Origin of the sequence: Microcoleus sp. AR_TQ3_B6, from assembly GCF_036702785.1 — a bacterium.
Classification (GTDB): Bacteria; Cyanobacteriota; Cyanobacteriia; order Cyanobacteriales; family Microcoleaceae; genus Microcoleus.
This window is the reverse complement of the sequence record NZ_JAUBVJ010000050.1, coordinates 25,799-46,225: the sequence shown is the minus strand read 5'-3', so window position 1 is coordinate 46,225 and position 20,427 is coordinate 25,799. Positions and strand designations below refer to the sequence as shown.

The window sequence follows — 20,427 nt, the reverse complement described above, 5'->3', positions numbered from 1 at the left end:
ATTTAACCACAGAGGACGCTGAGTATGCAGAGGAAGAGAGAGATTAATAATTCTGATGCCAAGGGATTTGATATCGGAAGTCAGAAGGAGGATGCTTAACTATTAACGGTTTCAGCAATCCTCAATGTCTTAACACGGGCGATCGCATTTGTTATATAGCAATCCTTGCAGGAGTCGTAAATTTTTTACCCCACCCCAGCCCTCCCCGAACCCGCGGTCCGGGAGTAAGAAATTCACAAATGATTTAGGATTGCTATAGCAATCCGCGATAGCGAATAAATACCAACATCACCGCCCACGATCCTAATGCTACTTTGACTGCAACCAGGATATTGAGCAAGGGGAGAATGCCACCGCTGAAAAGTGTGCCTAACTCTCCGTGGGGTAACTCATATCCTGACAGAGTGATAACCGACAATACAATGAAAACAAGTACCGAAACCTTCTCCAAAGTCGCTGCGTGCCAGCGCTGGTAGATTTCTTGCATCCACTGCGGTGATGAGGTAATCGCCACCAAGCCGATCGCAGTTCCCCCCGCTACACCCGCGGCAAAACCACCCCCTGGACTTAAATGCCCGCGAATTGCTAGTTCGATACCCACCAAGGCGGCAATCGTCGCTCCCAATCGCGCCAAAATAATCGATGGTTGATCGGTAAACTGATATATGGCGCAGGACGGCTGTTCATTTGCTAGCATAAAACTTGCACCCAAGATGGCGATCGTAAATACCACGACTTCAAAGATCGTGTCGTACAGCCGATTTCGCAAAATGATACCGGAAACCGCATTGGGTACTCCACTATCTTGAACAACCAATTCGACGATCGAACTTTGCTGCGATAAGTCCATTGTTGGATTGGCGATTAGCAGCATTTTCACAAACAGCGCTATCCCTGATAAAAAGTAAACCCACTTCATCAATGCTTGTCCTCTGCGTCTGGTGTATTTACATAGGTTAGGGTTGTCCCTGGTGATGAAAGTTCGGTTTGCATGATGTCGTAGACACGCCGAACTCTGATTGCGGTGTTATAAAGTTGCGCTTCGCCGCTGTGTTCTAGTTGGTCTTGTGGCGCACAAGCTGCATGGACTTCTTTTTCGAGCAGCGCCCGCTCCAATGCCTGTGCACTCGCATAGGGAACGAGTTCCAGGCGCATGTGGCGTTTCTGAAAAACTGTGCGGATGTCATCTATCAGTTGCTTAAAATGACCTGCGGTTTTGTCGTTTGGTATAGCATCGCCCTCTGTCCCCTCTTCGATTACACCCAGACGCAGCACGAGGGATGAACGCACCGTCACTGCATAAAGTGTAATCGCGAGCAGGGTGCCCATCAAGGCTTCGGTCAAGCCCACATCCCCCGCGCCTAAAATTGTATACACCAAGGCGGCGATCGCTCCCAATACCCCCCGCAGTACCAATGCGTGGTATGGATTGACCTGAAATACCACCATACCAGCAGCTAAGGGTAGCAGAGCGACGAGGACATAAATGTAGCTATTATCGTTCATAGTCACTCCCTGTTTTGGAACAATAGGCCAACACATATCCCAGCATTGTGTTCCAGATTGCTAAGCAAATGAGCGCCAGAATCAGCAGGGGCCATTTATTGGGTATTTTCAGCAGCAATCCGACGACGATCAACATTGACCCAAGCGTATCTGCTACCGAAAGACTGTGCAGTTTATACAAAACCGATCGCGTCCCAAGTAGGTAAGAAGTACCCCAAAACCAGAAAAAAATCCCTATACCGATGCAGGTATAGCTCAATACATCTATTACGATCATGCTTCAGTGATACGTTTGATTATTTGTGCCAACAACATCAAGCCAGCATTACCCACACTGAGGATAATCGCCGCCACCACACCGATCATCCAATCATCGCGCCATACGGATATGACGAGAGCGATGATTGCCGTCTTCGTCGAAATACTGGCAAACGCCAACATTGTCTGCCAGATATCATGATCTTTCCATACCTCGTACATGGGTATGAGCAAAGCCAAAATCATGGCAATTAGAATCAAGTTGTTTAAGTTGTTCAATTATGTGACCTCCTGATTTTTCTTACTTAGCTCAATCGGAATTCTTCATTTCTCTCTTCTCTTCTCTGACTCTGCGTCAAGAGCGGTTAAATCCTTCAGAAACAAAGTTTAGCTACGTGTTTGATGTCCGTCGCACTAGGTGTACTTCGTAAAAACCCTCTTCGTGATATTTCACGACAATCGTCTTGGGAGTAAAAGTGATCAGGAAGACATCTAGGAAGATCAGCAAGGGCGATCGATGGTTTGGCACTTTTTCCATGATCACATCTTCGTGTCTGTGGGGGCGGAAGATGAGTTCAAAAGCTTCCAGATAAGCTATCGGAATCGCCATGAAGATTTTACCCAACACCCCCAACCATTCCCTCAAAGGTTCCGGGGGTGCGTAGCTGCGCGGCAACAGGAAAGCAATGAGGAAGCCGATCGCAATATTTGCCAAACTAAAATCGGCAGTAAGTAGAAACCAGATCGTCAGTCTTAATATTAGCTGTCCAATCATGTGGGTAATGCCATCCAGAATAGTAGGAGCGAAATCAAGCTCATAAAACCGACCAAATGATCGAATTCTTCAAGCATACGTGGCAGTTTGATTGCCGTGCGTTGAAAAATTAGAAAATAGGCTGACCAACCAACGCCGATGATGGCGATCGCCTTAAGCATATTTTCCAGCGTATAAGCCTGAAGATCAAAAGCATTGGCTCCAATCAGCCCAGCTAGCAACAGCAACACCGCAGGCCAAAAACCGGGTTTGGCTGCTGTTTGTCCGCCACGGGGTAGAAAGATGAATTTAGCAAAAGAGATTGCTGTTCCGACTGCTGCGACATTCATCGCGATCGTTTCCCAGGGTCCCAAATTCTTCACCGTCAACACCTTTGCCCCAAAGCCAACCAACAAGGGAAAGCCAGAGATTGATAAGCTAGCTATGACTAAGGCAATCCAGATCTTGGTATCGATCGGCTTCTGTTTCAATTCTTTCAGATTACGACTCGGTAACGATCCTGCAATCAGAAACAGCGACGATTTGACCAAACCGTGGGCCAGCGCATAAAACCCACCCACGGACGGTGCAGCGAGGATAAAGCCCAACTGCGAAACCGTGTGAAAAGCCAACATCCGTTTGCTATCTTTTTCTAAAACGGCATAGAACACGCCCAGCAGCGCCGTTCCGACGCCAAAGATTTCGACGATGGGTGCCACCTCCTCCACCATCAGCGCACAGCGCACGAGGGGATATACACCCGCTTTGACCACAATCCCTGACAGCAAAGCCGACACAGGCGTTTCTGCTTCCGAGTGAGTTAACGGTAGCCATAACCCCGATACAAACACACCTCCCTTAACTAAGAGTCCCATAAAGATCAGAGCGGTCGCTTCTGGGGGCGCTGCGCCCAAGCCTGCAAAACTAAACGAATGACTTGCCTTATAAACCAGCACGGCACCGACTAGATAAAACAGCATTGCCGTGTTGCTAATAAATAGATAGCGCAAGGCTACCCAAATCGATCGATCGGTGCGAGGATAGGCAATCAAGAGAAACGCCGCAATGCCGCTGACCTCTAATCCCACATATAAACTGATAAAGTCACTAGAGGCAAAGGCCGCATTCAGGCTGCCGTGCACCATCAGAATCTGTGCATAAAAAAATGCCGTCTTATCTGTGGGCCAACAGTAGATAATCACCGCTGCTGTGACTAAGGCATTGGTTAAGATGAAATAGCCGCTCAAGCGATCGACTAGCAAAGTAACACTGAAATTATCCAGTAACTCCAGCGTCACCGCTGACGGCATAGCAAAAAGCTGGAACGCATAGGCAGCGGACGCGATCGCTCCGAATATTGCGAGATACTTGTCAAACTTCGGAATCAAATAAATAGTAAACCCGACAAAAAACGGGAGTCCAATCCAGGCTAGCGTCAGGGTATTCATGGGGTATTATTCATCTCGATTTCGTTACTTTCTAATGTCGGATTATCTCGTGCCAGCTTCATCACACTGACCAGCATTAAAGCCTGAATCGAAAAGCCGATCACGATCGCCGTCAAGATCACCGCCTGGGGAACCGGATCGGCGTAAGCGACATTTTTCCCTTTTGCAATAATTGGTGTCAGCAAGCCTTCTCGCGATGCCACCACCACGTAATAGGCTATAACCCCTGTACTCATGACATCCATACAGACGATTTTCATGATCAGGTTCTTTTTGAAGATGATACCAAAAAATCCGCAAAATACTGTTGCCAATACCAATGCTTCTAACATGGAAATTGCGTGTTGGATAAGGGGTTTTTGTTATTATATTTGAATAAACGTATATTATTTCTAATGGGACTTAGAAATTTTCTCGCCCCTAAAAGACCTAAAACGCAGTCTAGGTAAGGGAAAGAGTTTGTTGACTGTTGACTGTTGACTGTTGGCTGTTGGCTGTTAACTGTCAGTCGAAAAACTACATGATGGTTGAGTGTTGAGTGTTGACTCGATTTTACGCCCGACGATGAAGCGCGGATTTGATATCAGAGGTGAAACCGTTGTCAATCCAAGACTGTTCCCAAAATCTCAAACCCTTTACCTGTCGCCGTTTGCAGCCATTTTTGACGTAATTTTTGTCTGAGTCGCGTTAGCGAATCTGTGGCCGACAACGAAGTGCGATCGTCCATCAAACCCGGTTTCAGACCGCTCGTGCGTCCAGGAGTGTTCAATTTAAAGGGGGCGAACCTCACTAACTTCAATCATTCCGCAAAGCTGCGATCGGATCTAAGCGAGCCGCATTCCGAGCCGGCAATACTCCAGCTAATAAGCCTACAGTAAAGGATAGCCCAAAACCCGCCGCGATCGACCATACAGAAACCACAAACGGAAATTTGAACGCTGTCGAAGCCCCAAAGGCGATCGCAATTCCCAACCCAATACCCGCCGTTCCCCCCACCGTGGAAACTAAAATAGATTCCGCCATAAATTGAATGAGTATTGCTGCATTAGTAGCACCTACGGCTTTGCGAATCCCGATTTCCTTAGTGCGTTCCACAACAGACACCAACATAATATTAGCAATACCGATGCCGCCAACCACCAACGAAATTCCGGCGATCGCTCCCACCATCACCGTAAATAAACCTATCACATTGCTGAAAGTATTAACGATCTCAGTTTGATTTACCACTCGAAAATCATCCGGTTGTGGCGGATAAATATTGTGGCGCAAGCGCATGATATTTTCCACTTGAAATTGAGCATCCGCTAAATCAGCTTCGCTCGCAGTTTCCAACCAAAAACCCGATATCGCAATCCCCGCTAAAGAATTTCTCCCCACAATCCGCGAAGACATATTTTTGAGGGGAATATACACTCGATCGTCCTGATCGGTTCCCCCTACCGATCCCTTAGGTTCCATCACTCCAATGACCTTGTAGCGGTTTCCCTGAATGCGAATATCGGAGGATAGCGCATTAACTCCGGCTCCAAAAAGTTCGTCCCGCACCTTAGAACCGAGGACAACTACTGGCTCAGCAGCATTCAATTCATCCTCGTTAAAAAACCGTCCTTCTTGGGGTTGAATGTTCTTGACATCTGGATAGTTTAAATCCGTTCCCAAAATCGAAGTAAATGAATTTTGTCCGCCATAAACCACTTGCACTTGGCGCTGCAAATAAGCCGAAATCGCCTTAACTGCGGGAGCTTGTTTGCCGATCGCCCTAGCGTCATCCCAAGTAAGGGTAGTAGCAGAACCGCTTCCCTGACTGACACCGCCCGATCGCGAAGCGCCGGATAAAACCAACAGCACATTTGTACCCAAAGCCTTTAACTGTTCTTCAGTTGATTTTTGTACACCCTGTCCCACGGAAGTAATGGCAATTACCGAAGATATCCCAATAATTACGCCCAACATAGTTAAACTGGTACGCAACTTATTATTCCACAGCGCCTCTGTCGCCATGAACGCTAGTTGAACGTTAGAGATTTTATTGGTGCGGGGGCGAGTCTGTAATTTCATTGGCTAATTAGGTAATAGATAATTGGTAATTGTCAAGCACTAATACCAGGCACGATCCGCCGTTCGTTTCAACCCCCGTCTCATAGCTAAAGTCGGTTGAAACCGACTGAAAATTTGTCTGATGATGCAGCCGGAAACGATAGGATTTGTGGCACGGTCTGCCGTTCGTTTCAACTCCAGTCTCATAGCTAAAGTCGGTTGAAACCGACTGAAAATTTGTCTGATGATGCAGCCGGAAACGATAGGATTTGTGGCACGGTCCGCCGTTCGTTTCAACCCCAGTCTCATAGCTAAAGTCGGTTGAAACCGACTGAAAATTCGTCTGAAACTGATGTAGATCAACTTACTCTTCAGTCCTCTTTCAGAGGACTTTCGCTATGAGACAGGGATTTCAATCCCTGTCGGACTGTCGGACTGTCGGACTCACTCGCGGACTAACTCGCAGACTAATGACTGCTAACGCAAGCGCGTTCCCCCACCTGGTTGCAAACCCGGGATTCCACCCGACGATCGATTTTGGGATCTAGGCCGCAATCCCGGGGGGAAACTCATCAGCACTTTTTCATTTCCTTTCAAACCCGATCGCACTTCCGTCTTGTCATCCACCGTGATACCAGTCTTAATCGGCATAAAAGCAGGTTTGCCATCTTGTGGACCGGGAACATAAACCCCCGTTTCCCTTTGTTGGCGGACAATTGCCGCAGTCGGAACTACCAAAACATTTTTGAGTTCACCAGCCTTAAACTCCACATTCACATTCATTCCCGATCGCAGTATTTGTTGATCGTCATTAATAATTGCCGCTTTTACCTCAAAACTTGTCACATTTTGCTGGACGATCGACTGAGGCGAAATTTGAGTGATTTTACCTGTAAAAGTCTTTCCCGCAAAAGCATCGGCTTGAATAGATGCAGCCTGCCCAATCTTAATCTGAGAAATATTAGTTTCTGCTACGTTTGCTACTAATTGATTTTTTGAAGCTAAGGACAAAATTGAAGAAGAAGTCGCCGAAGAAACCGCACTACCTGCCGTAGTGGGAGTCACAAAAGCGCCCGGATCGGCGTACTTGCGGGTGACAGTGCCAGTGAAAGGAGCCCGCAGCACAGTGTCGCCGATCAGCGCTTGAACGCTTTGCAGGCTGCCTCTAGCGGCCAGAACTTGAGCGCGGGCTTGGGCGATGTCTTCGGGGCGGGAACCGGCTTCTAGCAGCGCCAAAGCTTGCTGTTTTTGCTCCACTGCGGCCTGGGCTGCTGCGATGTCTTCCAGGCGTGCGCCCGATCGCGCCAGGGCCAAAGCTTGCCGTTTTTGCTCCACAGCGGCCCGCCCTGCTGCGATGTCTTCCGGGCGTGCGCCCGATCGCGCCAGGGTCAAAGCTTGCCGTTTTTGCTCCACAGCAGCCCGCGCCGCAGCGATTTCTTCGGGGCGAGTACCCGCTTTCAGCAAAGCTACAGCTTGTTCGGCTTGCCTGACTTGCGTTTGAGCTCGATCGCGCGCGGTGCGGGAGTTGTTGGCAACTTGCAAAGCAATGGCTCCGGCATTATAGAGTGCCTGATTTCTCTGAAAGTCTTCCTCAGCTTGGTTTTTGGCGTATTCGGCATCTCTGAGTTTGGCAATTGCTTGGGCGATGTCTTCAGGCCGATTGCCCTTGAGCAATTTTTGTAAATTTGCCTGTTGTTCAGCTAGTTGTGCCTCAGCTACGGCAATATCTTGGCTGCGATTGCCGTTGAGCAATTTTTGCAAAGTTGCCTGTTGTTCAGCTAGTTGTGCCTCAGCCACAGCAATGTCTTGGGTTCGATTGCCGTTGAGCAATTTTTCCAGACTTGCCTGTTGTTCTGCTAACACTGCCTCAGCCGCAGCAATGTCCTGCGTGCGAGTGCCGTTGAGCAATTTTTGCAGGTTTGCTTCTGCGGCTGCGAGTTGTCCGCGAGTTTGGGTAAGTTGGCCTTGGAGGTTGGAGTCGTCCATGTAGGCGAGAATCTGCCCTTTTTCAACTTTATCTCCTTCCTTGACAAGCAAACTTTTGAGCATTCCCGAAGTTTTGGGGCTGACGTTAACGGAACGTTCGGGCACAATTGTGCCGTTTGCCGAAATTGTAATCGGCAGGTTCACCCTTTCGACAGCAACGGTTTTTTCCCTGCGCCTGGTTTCGCGGCTGGATTTGACTGTGAGTTGGCTGTAAGCTGTGTAGCCTACTCCTGCCAGCAGGGAAGCGGCGAGGAGTCCGCTAAGCCAGGGAGTCAGCTCTTTTTTAATCTGAAAATGCTTTACGAAGTACATATCAATTAGACCTGATGGGTCTGTCTTGAATTTAGACCGATCGGGAACACAAAAGGTTCAATTGAAGTCTGCTGAAATTTTTCCCGTGTTTAATGCTTGCGGGCGATCGAGTTTAGATACGAATGCAGATAAAAGCTGTATGGTCGGCTTCGTTGGTAACTGCCGTAAAGCGATCGGCGATCGCGAAGCATAAATAATTGTTAAGCGATCGGGTATAACAAATTATTGGAGCTGACTAACAGCTATGATGTTAGTCAAGCTGAAGTTATCGGCGAGGGCAAAGTATAAATAATTGTTACGCCCTCATTGATGCCTAAGGAATCCTTGGATATGACAAAATCGCAATGTTTTAGGTTTGAGTCAGAGGCGATCGTTTTCCGCTCAGTTTAGACGTTAGGTTGCAGTTATTTCGAGATAAAGATGTTCCTTTAAAGTCATTGGTTAGTGAGATATGGCTGAAATTGATAACAGAAATAAATTAATAGAAATTATTTCTAATTGCTTTGAAGACCAGCTTAAACCTATCGTGCAGTTTTTGATATATTTAAAAGTGCCTCTGACAATTGCAGTCGCATCTGGGTATGTTTTTACCCAGATAGATCAAACCATTGAGGTCTATCGTGTAATTGCTTTCGATAATAATGTAGCTCAGGCAGTTTTTTCTACAGTATTGGTTGCTTTGCTTTCACTTGGTGTGTGGTTCGCGGCACGTTTACTTGAGATATGCTATGAAGCTCGTCTTCCTGAATTCTACAATCCAAAATTCGATTTGTTATACAAAATTGCACCTCGTGGGCTAGGTGCTATACCACTGGCTTGCCTTGCTTATGGCACTTGGGAGACCCAAAAAACATTGCAGAACTTATCGGCTCCTACTCCCAAGATTTTTTTGCTAGTGTGGATGTTTAGCAATATAGTCTTATTAGGAATTTTAGGTTGTTTAATAATTTACCGAATTGAATTTTTAAAAGACTCAAATTTCCTAGGTGCCTTGGCCTCTAACAAGAAAGGTGAAGGTCTATTTGGGCAAGACTTTGAAAATATATTTGTTAATATTGCCTGCTTTGTTTTTATTGTTTTATCTTTCCCTATGCTCGTGGCAGCACAAGATGCACCTTTGTCTTTTGGTTTAGTTGGTGTTTTTTTGTTGCTAGTATTTTTTAATGTGGCGCTGTTTTCTTGGCAGACGGAAAAATCACGAAATACAAAAGTTGTTATTACTTGTTTAATTTCTCTGCTGGGCTCCCTCGCCTTAGGGTTGATATTGCCTCCGACATTTCTTCCAGATCGCCTGGGTTCAATTAGTGTGGTGGCAATATCATTGACGATTCTGGTGATTGTTTTTTCAACTATTTACGACTGGAGTCTGCAAAACAAAATACCTGGGATTACGATTCTAATCGTGTTGATTGTTGTTTCTAGCGCATTTGATTTTAATGACAATCACCGCTTTCGACAATTCAGCAAACCCGAAAAGTCAGTCCTTCCAACTTTAGAATCTAGTTTTCAGCAATGGTTAGCTAATCGCCCCGATCTCGATCGATTCTCAAATAAACCCTATCCTGTCTATATCGCTGCGGCTCAAGGTGGGGGTATCTATGCCGCTTATCATGCAGCGACAGCCTTCACAAAGCTAACAGAATATTTTCCAAGTTTTCCTCAGCATATATTTGCAATCAGTAGTGTTTCTGGCGGTAGCTTGGGGGCTTCTGCCTTTTCAAGTTTGGTGAAATTTGGTGGAATTAGTAGTAAATCCCTTAGCCAAACGGCTAGCAAACTGTTTAGCAGTGACTTGCTTACGCCCCTCCTAACGATGGGGCTATTCCCTGACATGATTCAGCGATTTATGTTTTTCCCAATATACGATTGGGATCGGGGAAGAGGTTTGGAAGTTGCGTTTGAAAAAGCTTGGGATAAGCTGTCTCTTCCAAATCACGATAATCCCTTGCGGCAGTCTTTTTACCAATACTGGCAGCCCCAGGGCATCGCCCCTGCACTGGTTCTCAACACAACTGTTGTCGAAACTGGCGATCGCCTGGCGATCAGCCCCTTTCAGATTAATTTGCCCAACAAAGAAAATATTGCCATTGATGAACCCGATCTAGATTTGAAACTGAGTACAGCGGCCGGCCTCAGTGCTCGTTTTCCCTACTTCACCCCTGTAGGGTGGTACCAACGCAGTAAGGACAAAAGTAAATTGCATTTGGCTGATGGCGGTTATTTTGATAATTCTGGTATTCCTACCGCTTTGGACATTGGGCGCAGCTTACAGCGACTTAAGGGTTACGGAACAACCTTTGAAATTGTCTACCTATCCTTAATTGATGGGCCATTGAACGAGCCTACAACTCAACTCAAGAGTGTAGGACTCAACGAGGTTTTATCGCCAGTTCGTACCTTGTTTAGGGCGCGCAAGTCTCGCAGCAGCAGTGCTGTTGAGTTGTCTACGTTCACGCTCAATGATGGGATTGACGATCCACTCAAATATAAATTCAGAACCTTGTTCCTGAAAAAGTCAGGTGATGGCGTTAAGTTGCCTCTGGGTTGGCTCATCTCTGAGCGCTCAAGGAAATTTATCGATCGGCAGACACCCGATCCCAATGACCCCGCAACCGCCTGTGATATCGAAAAATTCCGACAAGGCTTTGCAAAGGGTCGGCTGCGTATGAATGACAATCATAACCCTTGTGTGATCAGATCGATTGGCAACGATTTGAGTTAGATTAAGCGAATGTCTAGCGATCTACACCTACTGTCTATTTAGCAAAGGCGGGATCGCGGAATCGTTAAGCTAACCGCGCAACCTAACAATTCGGTTGGAGGGGATTGTTGAAAGTCGCTGGTGGTGCTAGGAGTGCTATTTGCAACCGCTCAACCTGAACGTTATACCAGCAGCAAAAAGTTCGTTGAGGTGGTCGGTTTCAGTTCTAGATAATGCCAGCAAGAATAGTTGGCTTTGTTGTTAAGTTTGGAAAGGTTAAAAGCGATCGCAAAGCACCAATAATTGTTAAGCGAAAAGTCTTTTTATCTGCGATCGCCTCGATCGAACTTGTGAAAAGTTCGATCGCCAATTTCCTACTCAACAAACAGCCGCTACACCCAACTCTGCAATCGCCGCCTCCGGGCCGACCAAAGAAATATACGGTTCGATGAAGTATTTCTTAGCAGCATCCCGCGCCTGTGAAGCGGTCACCTGTGCAATTTCTTCTTGAAATTGCTGGTCAAACTGAATTCCCAATCCCAAAATTTCATACCACCCTAAAACTTGGGCAATTTGCGAATTAGTTTGTTTTCCTAAAGCATATTGACCGAGCATTTTATTCTTGCAAGATTGCAATTCTTCCTCGCTTAGTTGGATGCTGATGAGTCGATCGACTTCTGCGCGCAATCCTTCAAAAGCAGTCGCCGTATTTTCCGGCGCCGTACCCATGTACGCGACAAACTGAGCCGTGTCCAAGCGCGTCGCGTAGACTGCGGAAACGTCGTAAGCCAAGCCCCGCTTTTCCCGCAATTCCACAAACAACCGGCTCGACAAACCGTTACCCAAATAAGTATTCAGCAACTTAATCGCTGCATAGTCGGGATTTTTGACAGAGGGTGCGAGGTAGCCCAGCATAATCACTGATTGCTGCGTATCTTGCGCAGTAACGACCGATTGAGGGGAGGGGTATAGGGGGGGGACGGTTAAAGTTGGCAGGGGTGTTAAAGGCGCTTTCCAGGAGCCAAAAGTTCGATCGATCAGGGCGATCGCATCTTCGGTCGATATTCTGCCGGCTACAGCAATAACTACATTATCGGGACGGAAATAGGTTTTGTGGAACTCTTCGAGCTCGTTTCTGGTTAGCTTTGACATCGTAGCTTCCGTGCCCAAGGGAGAGAAAGCATAGGGGTGTTCCTGGTACATCGCGTGCCGCAATTGCTCAAAGGCGATCGCAAATGGCTGTTCTTGCTGCGATCGAATTGCCGATATAGCAATGCGGCGTTCGAGTTCGACTTCAGCTTCCGGGAAAGTGGGCGATCGCGTCAATTGCGCCGCCAACTCCAAAATCTCCTCAAAATCCGCAGAAACCGTCTTCAAACTCACTAAAAAATAGTCTGTAGTAGAGTCGGCACTCAACCTCGCTCCCACCGATTCTACACGCTCGGCAATTTCCAGCGAAGACAGCCGATCGGTTCCCTTAGTCATTACCGCCGACAGCAAGTGACACAATCCTGCTTGTTCCGGCTGCACGTAGCGACTGCCGGCCCGCAGGAATATCCTAGCTGCAATAATATCTGCTGCTGGATTTTCTGCTGCCAAGACAACAATACCGTTGTCTAAAACCGTGCGCTGGATTTCATTTTTCATTGAATTCTTTGTTAACTGTTGACTGTTGACTGTTGACTGTTGACTGTTGACTGTTGACTGTTGGCTGTTAGTCATGATTATTCGTAGGATGGGTAGAGCGTGAGCGTTACCGATCATCCGATTTGAGATTGGCGATTTGAGATTGTAGATTGAGGGACAAATCTCAAATTTCCAATTAATAGACTTGGGTTTCATGTCTCAACCCAACCTAGTTGCTGTTAACAGTGAACAGTCAACAGTGAACAATCAACAGTGAACTATTATTAGATTGGTTTGAGTACCACGGCCGTATAGCGTCTGGGAGAGAGATATTGTTGAGCCAGGCGCTGGAGGTCTAAGGGTCCAAATGATTGAATTCTGGTGGGATAGCTGAGGGCTAATTCCGCAGTGGCGATCGTATTGTAATATCCGTAAAGACCCGCTAGCTGTCCCGGCGTTTCCAGCGAGAAAGCAAAATCGTTGCACAGCAAGCGCTTACAGCGGAGCAATTCTACCTCGGAAACCGGCTCAGACTGTAATTGCCAAAGTCGATCGCAAATCCGAGATTCCACCTGTTCGATATCCTTCGCATCCAAGACTGCACTGATAGTAAATAAACTCGATTCCCGTTGCAGCGAGAAAGTGCTGTCGATCGCCTGTACCAATTGTAATTCTTCCCGCAGTTCCCTGACTAAACGCGAAGTCCGCCCATCTGCGAGCAACACCGACAGCAAATCCAAGCCGCAAGCACTTTGCAAGTGTTCAACTCCCGGGCCCGTCCAGGCCATGATCAGCCGCGCTTGTTCCAATCGGGGGAGACAGAGTTCTTGACGGCGAATTTCTATCAGTGGCGGTTCCGCCTCAGCGGTGAATTGGGGACAATCCCACCGATCCGAAAACTGCTCGAATGCTTTCTCCGTAACATCTCTGGCCTGTTGTTCGTCAATTCCCCCAACTACCACCACAGTCATATTTTCCGGCTGATAGTGCGATCGGTGGAAACAGCGCATTTCGTGGGGAGTTCGCGACATCAGCAGCTCTTCGGTGCCGAGTACCGAGCGCCTGTAGGGATGTCGCTGGTAAACTGTTTCCATCATGGCTTGGAAACCCAGCCAATCGGGATTGTCTTGAGCTTGGCGGATTTCTTCTAGCACCACATCTCGCTCGCGATCGAATTCCCGATCGGGAATCGAAGCGCGCAGCAGCAATTCTGCCAGCGGCTGGGCAGTTTCTGCTAAATAATCGGCTGCTGCGTTGACGAAAAAATGGGCGTAGTCGTGACTTGTAGCTGCATTCGCGACACCGCCGCGATTTTCTATTACTTGGTCAAATTCTCCAGGGGGGATCGAATCCGTCCCTTTAAATATCATGTGTTCTAGAAAATGAGCCATTCCCGACCAAGAATCCGGCTCCAGCGTAGCGCCAGCCCTCACCCACACGTCTAGGGCGACCACGGGTGTGGCCGAGAGCCGCTGGTGAATGACCGTTAACCCGTTGTTGAGCTTCCAGACATTGGCTGGGAACTCTAAAGCAGTGAGCAGTTGAGACAAGCTAGTTATTCTTAAACTTTAGTTAACTTCGGCTGCAACTATGGTAGCGCTTTAGGGCTCTGCGATCGGGATTAATTGATACAGAAATCATCAGTCAGTCTATTTTAGATTTTAGATTTTAGATTTACTGCACAGATGAATCTGGGGGCTGGAACAAGAGTCTAAAATTTTGAGCCGATCGCGACAGGAGTTACGTGGCACGGTATCCGTTTTTGGGCGGAGTCTTCTGCCATTAATCCTTACTCATCAGTTATTTTTTGCTTTTTGCTTTTTTTTAAGCAGTCTCAAATACTTACCATTTTTTTGTTCAAAAGTCAATAGGTTGCGCGGGATATTAATGAATCAGTCGGGAGAAAGAGGGTGTGATCGGAATATTTCCATAAATTAAAAGATGTAAGAACACTAAAGACCTTGAGAGGAGAAACGACAGATGGTAGCTACCTTAGAAGATACCAAGCGCCAAGCGATCGCAACTAAATTAGCAGACATGAAAGCGCTGCAAAACCTGTTGATCGCCAACGAGCAATTGTTCATCAATTCCTGCAACGACTCCGAACTAGCCCAGCGCTTCCGGGATATGCTTGAGGACGATCGCAAAAACCTGGGCGTATTAGAAACCACGATCGTGCAATACGGCATTCAAGCCGAGCCCAAAGAAACCAGCACAAAAATGATTGAAGAAGTTCAGAAACTCATGCAAGGATCTGAACTCACATTGTTTGAAAAAGTCACCCAGCACGAACTGCTCAAACACAAACAAACAATGGCCGGCTTGCTAATTCACAAAGCCGCTCAAGTAGTCGGCGCCGACATCGAAGCTGCTATTACTCCCCTCAACACAGTTAACTTTGAAAACCGCGCTCACCAAGAACAACTCAAAGGAGTTCTCGAAGTTTTAGGTGTCCGCGAACTGACCGGCAAAGACCCCGACCAAGGCGTTTGGGCGCGCGTGCAAGATGCAATGGCAGCCATGACTGGCATCATCGGCGGAGCAGTTACCCGCACCAAAGATGAGATGAACATCACCGAAATCATCTCAATGGATCACCGGAAAACCGATACCCTATTTATGGAAATCGCAAGCACCGACGATCCTCACAAACTGCAAGAATTCTTCGGTCAACTTTACAAAGACCTCAGCGTTCACGCCGAAGCAGAAGAACAAGTTGTTTATCCCGCAGTTCGCAGCTACTACGGCAATACTCAAGAACTGTTCGACGAGCAAGCAGAAATGAAGCAGATGCTTGCCCAAATTAAGGCTCTCAACCCCACTGATTCTAATTTCAAAGAGCAAATCAAAGAGCTCCAAAAAGCGGTTCAGGATCACGTTCGACAAGAAGAAAACGATATGTTCCCTCAAATTCGCCGCAACCTGAGCGAAGCACAAATGGAACAAATGGCTACTCAATTCAAAGAAGCCAAAAGCACGATGCAGCAAGAAATGGCTAGCCAGAGCTAATTCAGCAGTCGGCTAAGTTTCACTCTAGCCAAACTAGAGAATAGCTAAACTGCAACCTATCAATCCCGCTACCAACCTGGTGGCGGGATTATCACATACAACCCGGCTGTTGAGAAGATACGTACATCCTTTCAAAATTCTGAAGTAGCACAACTGAAGGTAGAAGTTTCTAGACTTAAAGAGGAACTGGATGCGGCACAAAAAGTGATTGCCGACCTACACCAGAAAAACCAGGCTCTTCGACAACAGGTGTTAACTCCAGAAAAATGCGATCGCATTTTGACTGAAAGTTTTCGCGTTACTGAATTTCCTTGACTAGCCGTGAATTCCAAGGACACCAGAAACCACCGGGTAAAAATGCTCCACCCACTTCATCAAGGTGGTCTTCGACGTAGCCAATTCTAGCATCACAAACTTCTATCGCGTAGCCAAAGAAGCTGATAGACGCTGGATCTAATTGATAGCTCCATTTTGAATTGTAGGGAGCAGATGTTTTTATGATTCTTCCGAGTACATGGGTGTCATTTGTCTCGGTTCCATTGAGTATATTTCGGGCTTGTTGGATCTTACTCTCATCAGTGAGTTCAATAACGAATTGATCGGAGGCGGGTGGGTACTCAAAGGCAAATCTAGCAGGTGTAGCCGCGTATGCTGGAACACTAAAGCTGATACCAAGCATACCAACAAGAGCCAATACAATTACTACTCGACGTGTCAGAGAAGTTAGTTTTTGAAAGAGATTCATGGTAAATACCTCTACTTGCCAAAAAAATCTTACCACTCTGGTGCAATTATTATTACCCACATTCCGCAAACCTTAATATTAATTGGGGATTTTTTGGTACGAAATGGCTGTAATTCTTTGTCTACACGCATTCCGCTGATATGTAGAAATATGAGTTTTTATTAAGGAGTGTTTATGGGTTTTCAATAGTCATTATTTATCGAGAATATGTTGGCGATTAAATTCCTAGGATGACGTTTTATCGTCAACATATTTTTGACTATGTTAAGAAGTGCGGAATGTGGGTTATTACTGCACCATCCGATCGAGAGTCTTCAATGTGGAAACTAACTATCGCCCTCTCCTGCTTGCCTGCGGCCACCGCGTACCTCTATCAATTGGTTTCTGGCTGCCTGCCCGGATCTGGGAGGCAGCCAGCCAAAAAACAAGCTGAAGCGGGGATAGACTTTGGGAGTTATTGGAGATATCTAAAACACAATAGCGATACGTCCCTGGAAAGATGCGATCGCACTGCTGCCTTCCTAGGATTGTAAAAGTTGAAAAGCCACAGTCACACAGGTTGTCTGGTAGAAAAAAAAGAAAGCTCAGACACATGAGTACGGAGCAGTTACACAGGAGTTTGGACAGTTGTCAACAACCCACCACTAAATCGGAGTACCGATTCTAGTGGGGGCTTGAAACACAGCCCTAGTTGACCAGACTCAGGTAGAGATACCTCAGTTTAAGGCAAGCGTTAAAATTCCTACCTTGGGATGCGTAGCTAGTTCCAAGCTCTAGAACTCAGAAGTTAAACAGCCATTTGGGAGGCAGTGCTTTTGAGATAGTACCGACCTTAAACATTGTCGAAGCTAACATTACCCGCAAGGAGACTCATTCGTGAGTAAAGTTTTCGTTTTAGATACCAACAAACAACCTCTCAATCCTATCTATCCCGGTAGGGCAAGAATGTTGTTGTCTCAAGGGAAGGCTGCCGTATTTCGGCGCTACCCTTTCACCGTGATACTAAAGGATGAAGTTGCCAACCCACAGATAGCATCGCTTCGAGTCAAAATTGACCCTGGTGCGAAAACCACTGGACTAGCACTTATCAACGACAGTACAGGTGAAGTTGTTTGGGTAACCGAACTACAGCACCGAGGGTTTCAGATTCGGGATGCTTTGACTTCACGTCGTCAGTTAAGGCGCTCACGTCGTAACCGTAAAACTCGTTATCGCAAACCTCGGTTCCTAAATCGCACCCGTCTTAAAGGATGGTTGCCGCCATCCCTAAATAGCAGAGTCTCCAACATCTTGACTTGGGTTAAGCGCGTATCATCACTGTGTCAAATTACTGCCATATCCCAGGAGTTAGTCAGGTTTGACACTCAACAGATGGAAGACTCTGAAATTAGCGGGGTTGGTTATCAGCAAGGAACCTTAGCTGGTTACGAGATTCGCGAATTTTTACTGGAGAAATGGAAGAGAACCTGTGCCTACTGCGGTGTAAAAGACACTCCTCTTGAGATTGAGCATATAAATCCTCGCTCAAAAGGAGGTTCTAACCGAGTCAGTAATCTGTGTTTACCCTGTAATCCCTGCAATCAGAAAAAAGGAAACCAAGATATCAAAGATTTTCTCAAGGGTAAACCAGACAAGCTCTTACGAATCTTGTCTCAAGCCAAAAGACCCTTAGCAGATACAGCCGCCGTCAATGCAACCCGATCGAACTTGTACGAAAACCTCAAGAAAACAGGCTTGCCTGTTGAGGTTGCCACAGGTGGACGCACTAAGTACAACCGAACTATCCGAGGATTGGAAAAGACTCACTATTGGGACGCAGCTTGCGTTGGAGCATCGACACCAGAACAGTTAATCACAGCAGCTATTAAGCCTCTACTGATTGCTGCCAAGGGTCACGGCACTCACCAGCAGTGCCGCACTGATAAGTTTGGGTTTCCGGTTTGTTATTGCTCAAGAACCAAATTCCACAAAGGATTTCAGACGGGTGACATCGTTACAGCTGTTGTCACTTCTGGAAAAAAGATTGGGACATATCTTGGTCGGGTAGCCACTCGTGCCACTGGAAGTTTCAAGATCTCAACACCTGATGGACTGGTTCAAGGAATCAGTCACAAATACTGCAAACATATTCACAAAAAGGATGGTTATTCGTATGCCTTCTAAGTGCTGCCCCTCCTTTCCTCCCACCTGCCCCGTGCTGATTACAGCTATGGCGGGGGTCTCCAGGAGGGAAGAAAGATGAACAGTTCCTTGACCCGCCCCTTGGCTGTCGTGACGGGTGCCTCTAACGGCATCGGCTACGAACTAGCCAAACAGTTCGCTCAAAACGGCTTCGATCTTCTAGTCACCTCCACCGGCCCAAGTATCAATGAAGCAGCTATTGCCTTCGAGAAGCTAGGTGCCCGAGTCGAGACGGTGGAGGCAGACCTCGCTACCTACGACGGTGTTGAAACGCTCTACAGCAAGATTAAGGCGACTGGTCGATCGGTGGATGCGATCGCGATTAACGCAGGTGTAGGTGTCGGTGGCGACTTTGCCCGCGAAACTGACCTGAAGGACGAACTCAATCTGATCCAGCTAAACGTCGTCTCCTCCGTACATCTCGCCAAACGGGTACTGAAGGATATGGTCGATCGCGACCAGGGTCGCATCCTCTTCACTTCCTCGATTGCCGCCCTGATGCCGGGGCCGTTTGAGGCAGTCTACGCGGCATCCAAAGCGTTTTTGCACTCGTTCTCGGAGGCGCTGCGTAACGAGTTGAAGGATACGGGCGTCACCGTCACCTCGCTGATGCCAGGGCCAACCGATACCAACTTCTTCCATCGGGCCCAAATGGATGATACTAAGGCGGGTGCCGATCCCAAAGATGACCCGGCTATGGTTGCCAAGCAAGGTTTTGAGGCGCTGATGGCAGACAAGGACAGCATTATTGCAGGATCGCTCAAGACGAAGCTTCAGGGCACGGTGAGCAAGGTCTTGCCTGATACCGCTAATGCCGAACAGCACCGTCAACTTACTGAACCAGGGTCGGCTAATAAGTAATCTGCGCCTACAGATCGATCGAATATGCTCCGTTGACACTCTTGGAAACGACGCCCGAACTTACACATTTAGGATGGCTCCTCGGAGGCATCGTAACAGAGGATTTATGCAAATTCACCATCTCAATTGTGGCTGTATGTGCCCGATAGGCGGGGCGCTCTTTGATGGCTTCAGTCGCGGGCTGACGGCGAACCTCGTCTGCCACTGTCTGCTGATTGAAACGAATCAGGGACTTGTTCTCATTGATACCGGCTTCGGACAGCAGGATATCAAGTCCCCCTATTCCCGGCTGAGCGCATTCTTTATCCACTTTAATAACATCCAGTTCGATCGCCAGTACACAGCGATCGCTCAAATCGAGCAGCTTGGATTTTCTGCAAGCGATGTGCGCCATATAGTGCTAACCCACCTCGATTTCGATCATGCCGGTGGTCTAGAGGATTTTCCTGAAGCAACGGTACACGTTATGCAGTCGGAAATCGATGCCGCGCACGATCGGCACGGTTTCATCACAAAAAGGCGCTATCGTCCAGGGCAGTGGGATGAAGTCAAAAGCTGGAAATACTATTCGGCGGGGGGCGAACCTTGGTTCGGTTTTGAGGCAGTCCGCGATCTTGAGGGGCTGCCACCAGAGATTCTGCTGATCCCGCTTACCGGTCACACGCGGGGTCATGCCGGCATCGCGATCGACACCCCGGACGGTTGGCTGCTACACGCAGGCGATGCCTACTTTTACCGAGACGAGATGGGTTCCTCGAAACGGCGCTGCACGCCCGCACTGCGCGCCTACCAGTGGATGATGGAGGTAGACCGCAAGGCTAGGTTGCTCAATCAAGACCGGCTGCGCGCATTATCAGTCGATCGAAGTAGCAGCGTGCGCCTCTTCTGCAGTCACGACGCCCTTGAGTTGAAAGCGTTCGCTGGCAAGTCCAGCAGTTCTCACAACTAGACATTTCATCATTTACCGAAAATTTGGGTAAACGCCCCGTCGTTCACGACA

General features: G+C 47.6%; 21 protein-coding genes. 7 read left to right on the top strand and 14 right to left on the bottom strand.

The window, feature by feature from the left end; genetic code table 11:
* Positions 1-253: 253 nt before the first annotated feature.
* The 10 genes from QUB56_RS22270 to QUB56_RS22225 all read right to left on the bottom strand — a co-directional run bounded on the left by QUB56_RS22270 (position 254) and on the right by QUB56_RS22225 (position 8,304).
* Positions 254-919, bottom strand: a complete 666-nt coding sequence (locus tag QUB56_RS22270) for a Na(+)/H(+) antiporter subunit B (protein ID WP_332958187.1) — start codon at positions 917-919, stop codon at positions 254-256.
* Entirely contained in the window at positions 919-1,506 is a 588-nt protein-coding gene (locus QUB56_RS22265) for a DUF4040 domain-containing protein (RefSeq protein ID WP_332958186.1), read from the bottom strand. The genes QUB56_RS22270 and QUB56_RS22265 overlap by 1 nt, the downstream gene beginning before the upstream one ends.
* Positions 1,496-1,783 carry a monovalent cation/H(+) antiporter subunit G gene (locus QUB56_RS22260; RefSeq protein ID WP_332958185.1) on the bottom strand — a complete coding sequence of 96 codons (288 nt, stop codon included), beginning with the start codon at positions 1,781-1,783 and terminating at the stop codon, positions 1,496-1,498. The genes QUB56_RS22265 and QUB56_RS22260 overlap by 11 nt, the downstream gene beginning before the upstream one ends.
* Positions 1,780-2,010: a hypothetical protein gene (locus tag QUB56_RS22255; RefSeq protein ID WP_332958202.1), complete on the bottom strand. Its 231-nt coding sequence runs from the start codon at positions 2,008-2,010 to the stop codon at positions 1,780-1,782. The genes QUB56_RS22260 and QUB56_RS22255 overlap by 4 nt, the downstream gene beginning before the upstream one ends.
* Positions 2,011-2,155: 145 nt before the next feature.
* Positions 2,156-2,539, bottom strand: a complete 384-nt coding sequence (locus QUB56_RS22250; RefSeq protein WP_332958184.1) for a Na+/H+ antiporter subunit E — start codon at positions 2,537-2,539, stop codon at positions 2,156-2,158.
* Positions 2,536-3,966: a cation:proton antiporter gene (locus QUB56_RS22245; RefSeq protein ID WP_332958182.1), complete on the bottom strand. Its 1,431-nt coding sequence runs from the start codon at positions 3,964-3,966 to the stop codon at positions 2,536-2,538. The genes QUB56_RS22250 and QUB56_RS22245 overlap by 4 nt, the downstream gene beginning before the upstream one ends.
* On the bottom strand, positions 3,963-4,298 hold the full coding sequence (locus tag QUB56_RS22240; protein WP_332958181.1) for a cation:proton antiporter subunit C: 336 nt from the start codon (positions 4,296-4,298) through the stop codon (positions 3,963-3,965). The genes QUB56_RS22245 and QUB56_RS22240 overlap by 4 nt, the downstream gene beginning before the upstream one ends.
* A 269-nt stretch (positions 4,299-4,567) precedes the next feature.
* Positions 4,568-4,735: a hypothetical protein gene (locus QUB56_RS22235; protein WP_332958179.1), complete on the bottom strand. Its 168-nt coding sequence runs from the start codon at positions 4,733-4,735 to the stop codon at positions 4,568-4,570.
* Between the two features lie 26 nt (positions 4,736-4,761).
* Complete coding sequence (locus QUB56_RS22230; RefSeq protein ID WP_332958176.1) at positions 4,762-6,027, bottom strand: ABC transporter permease; 1,266 nt, start codon at positions 6,025-6,027, stop codon at positions 4,762-4,764.
* Between the two features lie 456 nt (positions 6,028-6,483).
* Positions 6,484-8,304: an efflux RND transporter periplasmic adaptor subunit gene (locus QUB56_RS22225; RefSeq protein WP_332958174.1), complete on the bottom strand. Its 1,821-nt coding sequence runs from the start codon at positions 8,302-8,304 to the stop codon at positions 6,484-6,486.
* Between the two features lie 61 nt (positions 8,305-8,365).
* Here QUB56_RS22225 and QUB56_RS22220 point away from each other — a divergent pair, with 61 nt between their 5' ends.
* Together QUB56_RS22220 and QUB56_RS22215 are read left to right on the top strand one after the other, a co-directional pair.
* The gene (locus QUB56_RS22220) at positions 8,366-8,497 is read left to right on the top strand and encodes a hypothetical protein (RefSeq protein WP_332958172.1); all 132 of its coding nucleotides are present in this window, start codon (positions 8,366-8,368) and stop codon (positions 8,495-8,497) included.
* Between the two features lie 258 nt (positions 8,498-8,755).
* The gene (locus QUB56_RS22215) at positions 8,756-11,026 is read left to right on the top strand and encodes a patatin-like phospholipase family protein (protein ID WP_332958171.1); all 2,271 of its coding nucleotides are present in this window, start codon (positions 8,756-8,758) and stop codon (positions 11,024-11,026) included.
* Positions 11,027-11,231: 205 nt separating this feature from the next.
* Here QUB56_RS22215 and QUB56_RS22210 read toward each other — a convergent pair whose 3' ends face one another.
* From QUB56_RS22210 to QUB56_RS22200, 3 genes are all read right to left on the bottom strand, one after another.
* Entirely contained in the window at positions 11,232-11,387 is a 156-nt protein-coding gene (locus tag QUB56_RS22210) for a hypothetical protein (RefSeq protein ID WP_332958169.1), read from the bottom strand.
* A complete protein-coding gene (locus QUB56_RS22205; protein ID WP_332958200.1) occupies positions 11,384-12,652 on the bottom strand; it encodes a pitrilysin family protein in 1,269 nt (422 codons plus the stop codon). The genes QUB56_RS22210 and QUB56_RS22205 overlap by 4 nt, the downstream gene beginning before the upstream one ends.
* Positions 12,653-12,915: 263 nt before the next feature.
* A complete protein-coding gene (locus QUB56_RS22200) occupies positions 12,916-14,181 on the bottom strand; it encodes a pitrilysin family protein (RefSeq protein ID WP_332958168.1) in 1,266 nt (421 codons plus the stop codon).
* Positions 14,182-14,611: 430 nt separating this feature from the next.
* Here QUB56_RS22200 and QUB56_RS22195 point away from each other — a divergent pair, with 430 nt between their 5' ends.
* A complete protein-coding gene (locus QUB56_RS22195) occupies positions 14,612-15,640 on the top strand; it encodes a hemerythrin domain-containing protein (protein WP_332958167.1) in 1,029 nt (342 codons plus the stop codon).
* A 298-nt stretch (positions 15,641-15,938) separates the two neighbouring features.
* On the opposite strand, the gene QUB56_RS22190 is transcribed toward QUB56_RS22195, so the two are convergent.
* A complete protein-coding gene (locus tag QUB56_RS22190) occupies positions 15,939-16,385 on the bottom strand; it encodes a BP74-related protein (protein WP_332958166.1) in 447 nt (148 codons plus the stop codon).
* Positions 16,386-16,615: 230 nt separating this feature from the next.
* Here QUB56_RS22190 and QUB56_RS22185 point away from each other — a divergent pair, with 230 nt between their 5' ends.
* The 4 genes from QUB56_RS22185 to QUB56_RS22170 all read left to right on the top strand — a co-directional run bounded on the left by QUB56_RS22185 (position 16,616) and on the right by QUB56_RS22170 (position 20,376).
* On the top strand, positions 16,616-16,918 hold the full coding sequence (locus QUB56_RS22185; RefSeq protein WP_332958165.1) for a hypothetical protein: 303 nt from the start codon (positions 16,616-16,618) through the stop codon (positions 16,916-16,918).
* A gap of 343 nt (positions 16,919-17,261) precedes the next feature.
* Positions 17,262-18,548 carry an RNA-guided endonuclease IscB gene (iscB, locus tag QUB56_RS22180; RefSeq protein WP_332958163.1) on the top strand — a complete coding sequence of 429 codons (1,287 nt, stop codon included), beginning with the start codon at positions 17,262-17,264 and terminating at the stop codon, positions 18,546-18,548.
* Positions 18,549-18,623: 75 nt separating this feature from the next.
* Positions 18,624-19,427 (top strand): SDR family NAD(P)-dependent oxidoreductase, encoded by an 804-nt coding sequence (locus QUB56_RS22175; protein ID WP_332958162.1) that lies wholly within the window; start codon positions 18,624-18,626, stop codon positions 19,425-19,427.
* Positions 19,378-20,376 carry an MBL fold metallo-hydrolase gene (locus tag QUB56_RS22170; RefSeq protein ID WP_332958161.1) on the top strand — a complete coding sequence of 333 codons (999 nt, stop codon included), beginning with the start codon at positions 19,378-19,380 and terminating at the stop codon, positions 20,374-20,376. Before QUB56_RS22175 ends, QUB56_RS22170 begins: the two co-directional genes overlap by 50 nt.
* Positions 20,377-20,427 lie beyond the last annotated feature (51 nt).

What these genes read in the sequence shown, in the direction of transcription:
- QUB56_RS22270 (WP_332958187.1), bottom strand. Translation starts at nt 919, where the DNA reads ATGAAGTGGGTTTACTTTTTATCAGGGATAGCGCTGTTTGTGAAAATG.
- QUB56_RS22265 (WP_332958186.1), bottom strand. Translation starts at nt 1,506, where the DNA reads ATGAACGATAATAGCTACATTTATGTCCTCGTCGCTCTGCTACCCTTA.
- QUB56_RS22260 (WP_332958185.1), bottom strand. Translation starts at nt 1,783, where the DNA reads ATGATCGTAATAGATGTATTGAGCTATACCTGCATCGGTATAGGGATT.
- QUB56_RS22255 (WP_332958202.1), bottom strand. Translation starts at nt 2,010, where the DNA reads ATGATTTTGGCTTTGCTCATACCCATGTACGAGGTATGGAAAGATCAT.
- QUB56_RS22250 (WP_332958184.1), bottom strand. Translation starts at nt 2,539, where the DNA reads ATGATTGGACAGCTAATATTAAGACTGACGATCTGGTTTCTACTTACT.
- QUB56_RS22245 (WP_332958182.1), bottom strand. Translation starts at nt 3,966, where the DNA reads ATGAATACCCTGACGCTAGCCTGGATTGGACTCCCGTTTTTTGTCGGG.
- QUB56_RS22240 (WP_332958181.1), bottom strand. Translation starts at nt 4,298, where the DNA reads ATGTTAGAAGCATTGGTATTGGCAACAGTATTTTGCGGATTTTTTGGT.
- QUB56_RS22230 (WP_332958176.1), bottom strand. Translation starts at nt 6,027, where the DNA reads ATGAAATTACAGACTCGCCCCCGCACCAATAAAATCTCTAACGTTCAA.
- QUB56_RS22225 (WP_332958174.1), bottom strand. Translation starts at nt 8,304, where the DNA reads ATGTACTTCGTAAAGCATTTTCAGATTAAAAAAGAGCTGACTCCCTGG.
- QUB56_RS22215 (WP_332958171.1), top strand. Translation starts at nt 8,756, where the DNA reads ATGGCTGAAATTGATAACAGAAATAAATTAATAGAAATTATTTCTAAT.
- QUB56_RS22205 (WP_332958200.1), bottom strand. Translation starts at nt 12,652, where the DNA reads ATGAAAAATGAAATCCAGCGCACGGTTTTAGACAACGGTATTGTTGTC.
- QUB56_RS22195 (WP_332958167.1), top strand. Translation starts at nt 14,612, where the DNA reads ATGGTAGCTACCTTAGAAGATACCAAGCGCCAAGCGATCGCAACTAAA.
- QUB56_RS22190 (WP_332958166.1), bottom strand. Translation starts at nt 16,385, where the DNA reads ATGAATCTCTTTCAAAAACTAACTTCTCTGACACGTCGAGTAGTAATT.
- QUB56_RS22185 (WP_332958165.1), top strand. Translation starts at nt 16,616, where the DNA reads ATGACGTTTTATCGTCAACATATTTTTGACTATGTTAAGAAGTGCGGA.
- QUB56_RS22175 (WP_332958162.1), top strand. Translation starts at nt 18,624, where the DNA reads ATGAACAGTTCCTTGACCCGCCCCTTGGCTGTCGTGACGGGTGCCTCT.
- QUB56_RS22170 (WP_332958161.1), top strand. Translation starts at nt 19,378, where the DNA reads ATGCCGAACAGCACCGTCAACTTACTGAACCAGGGTCGGCTAATAAGT.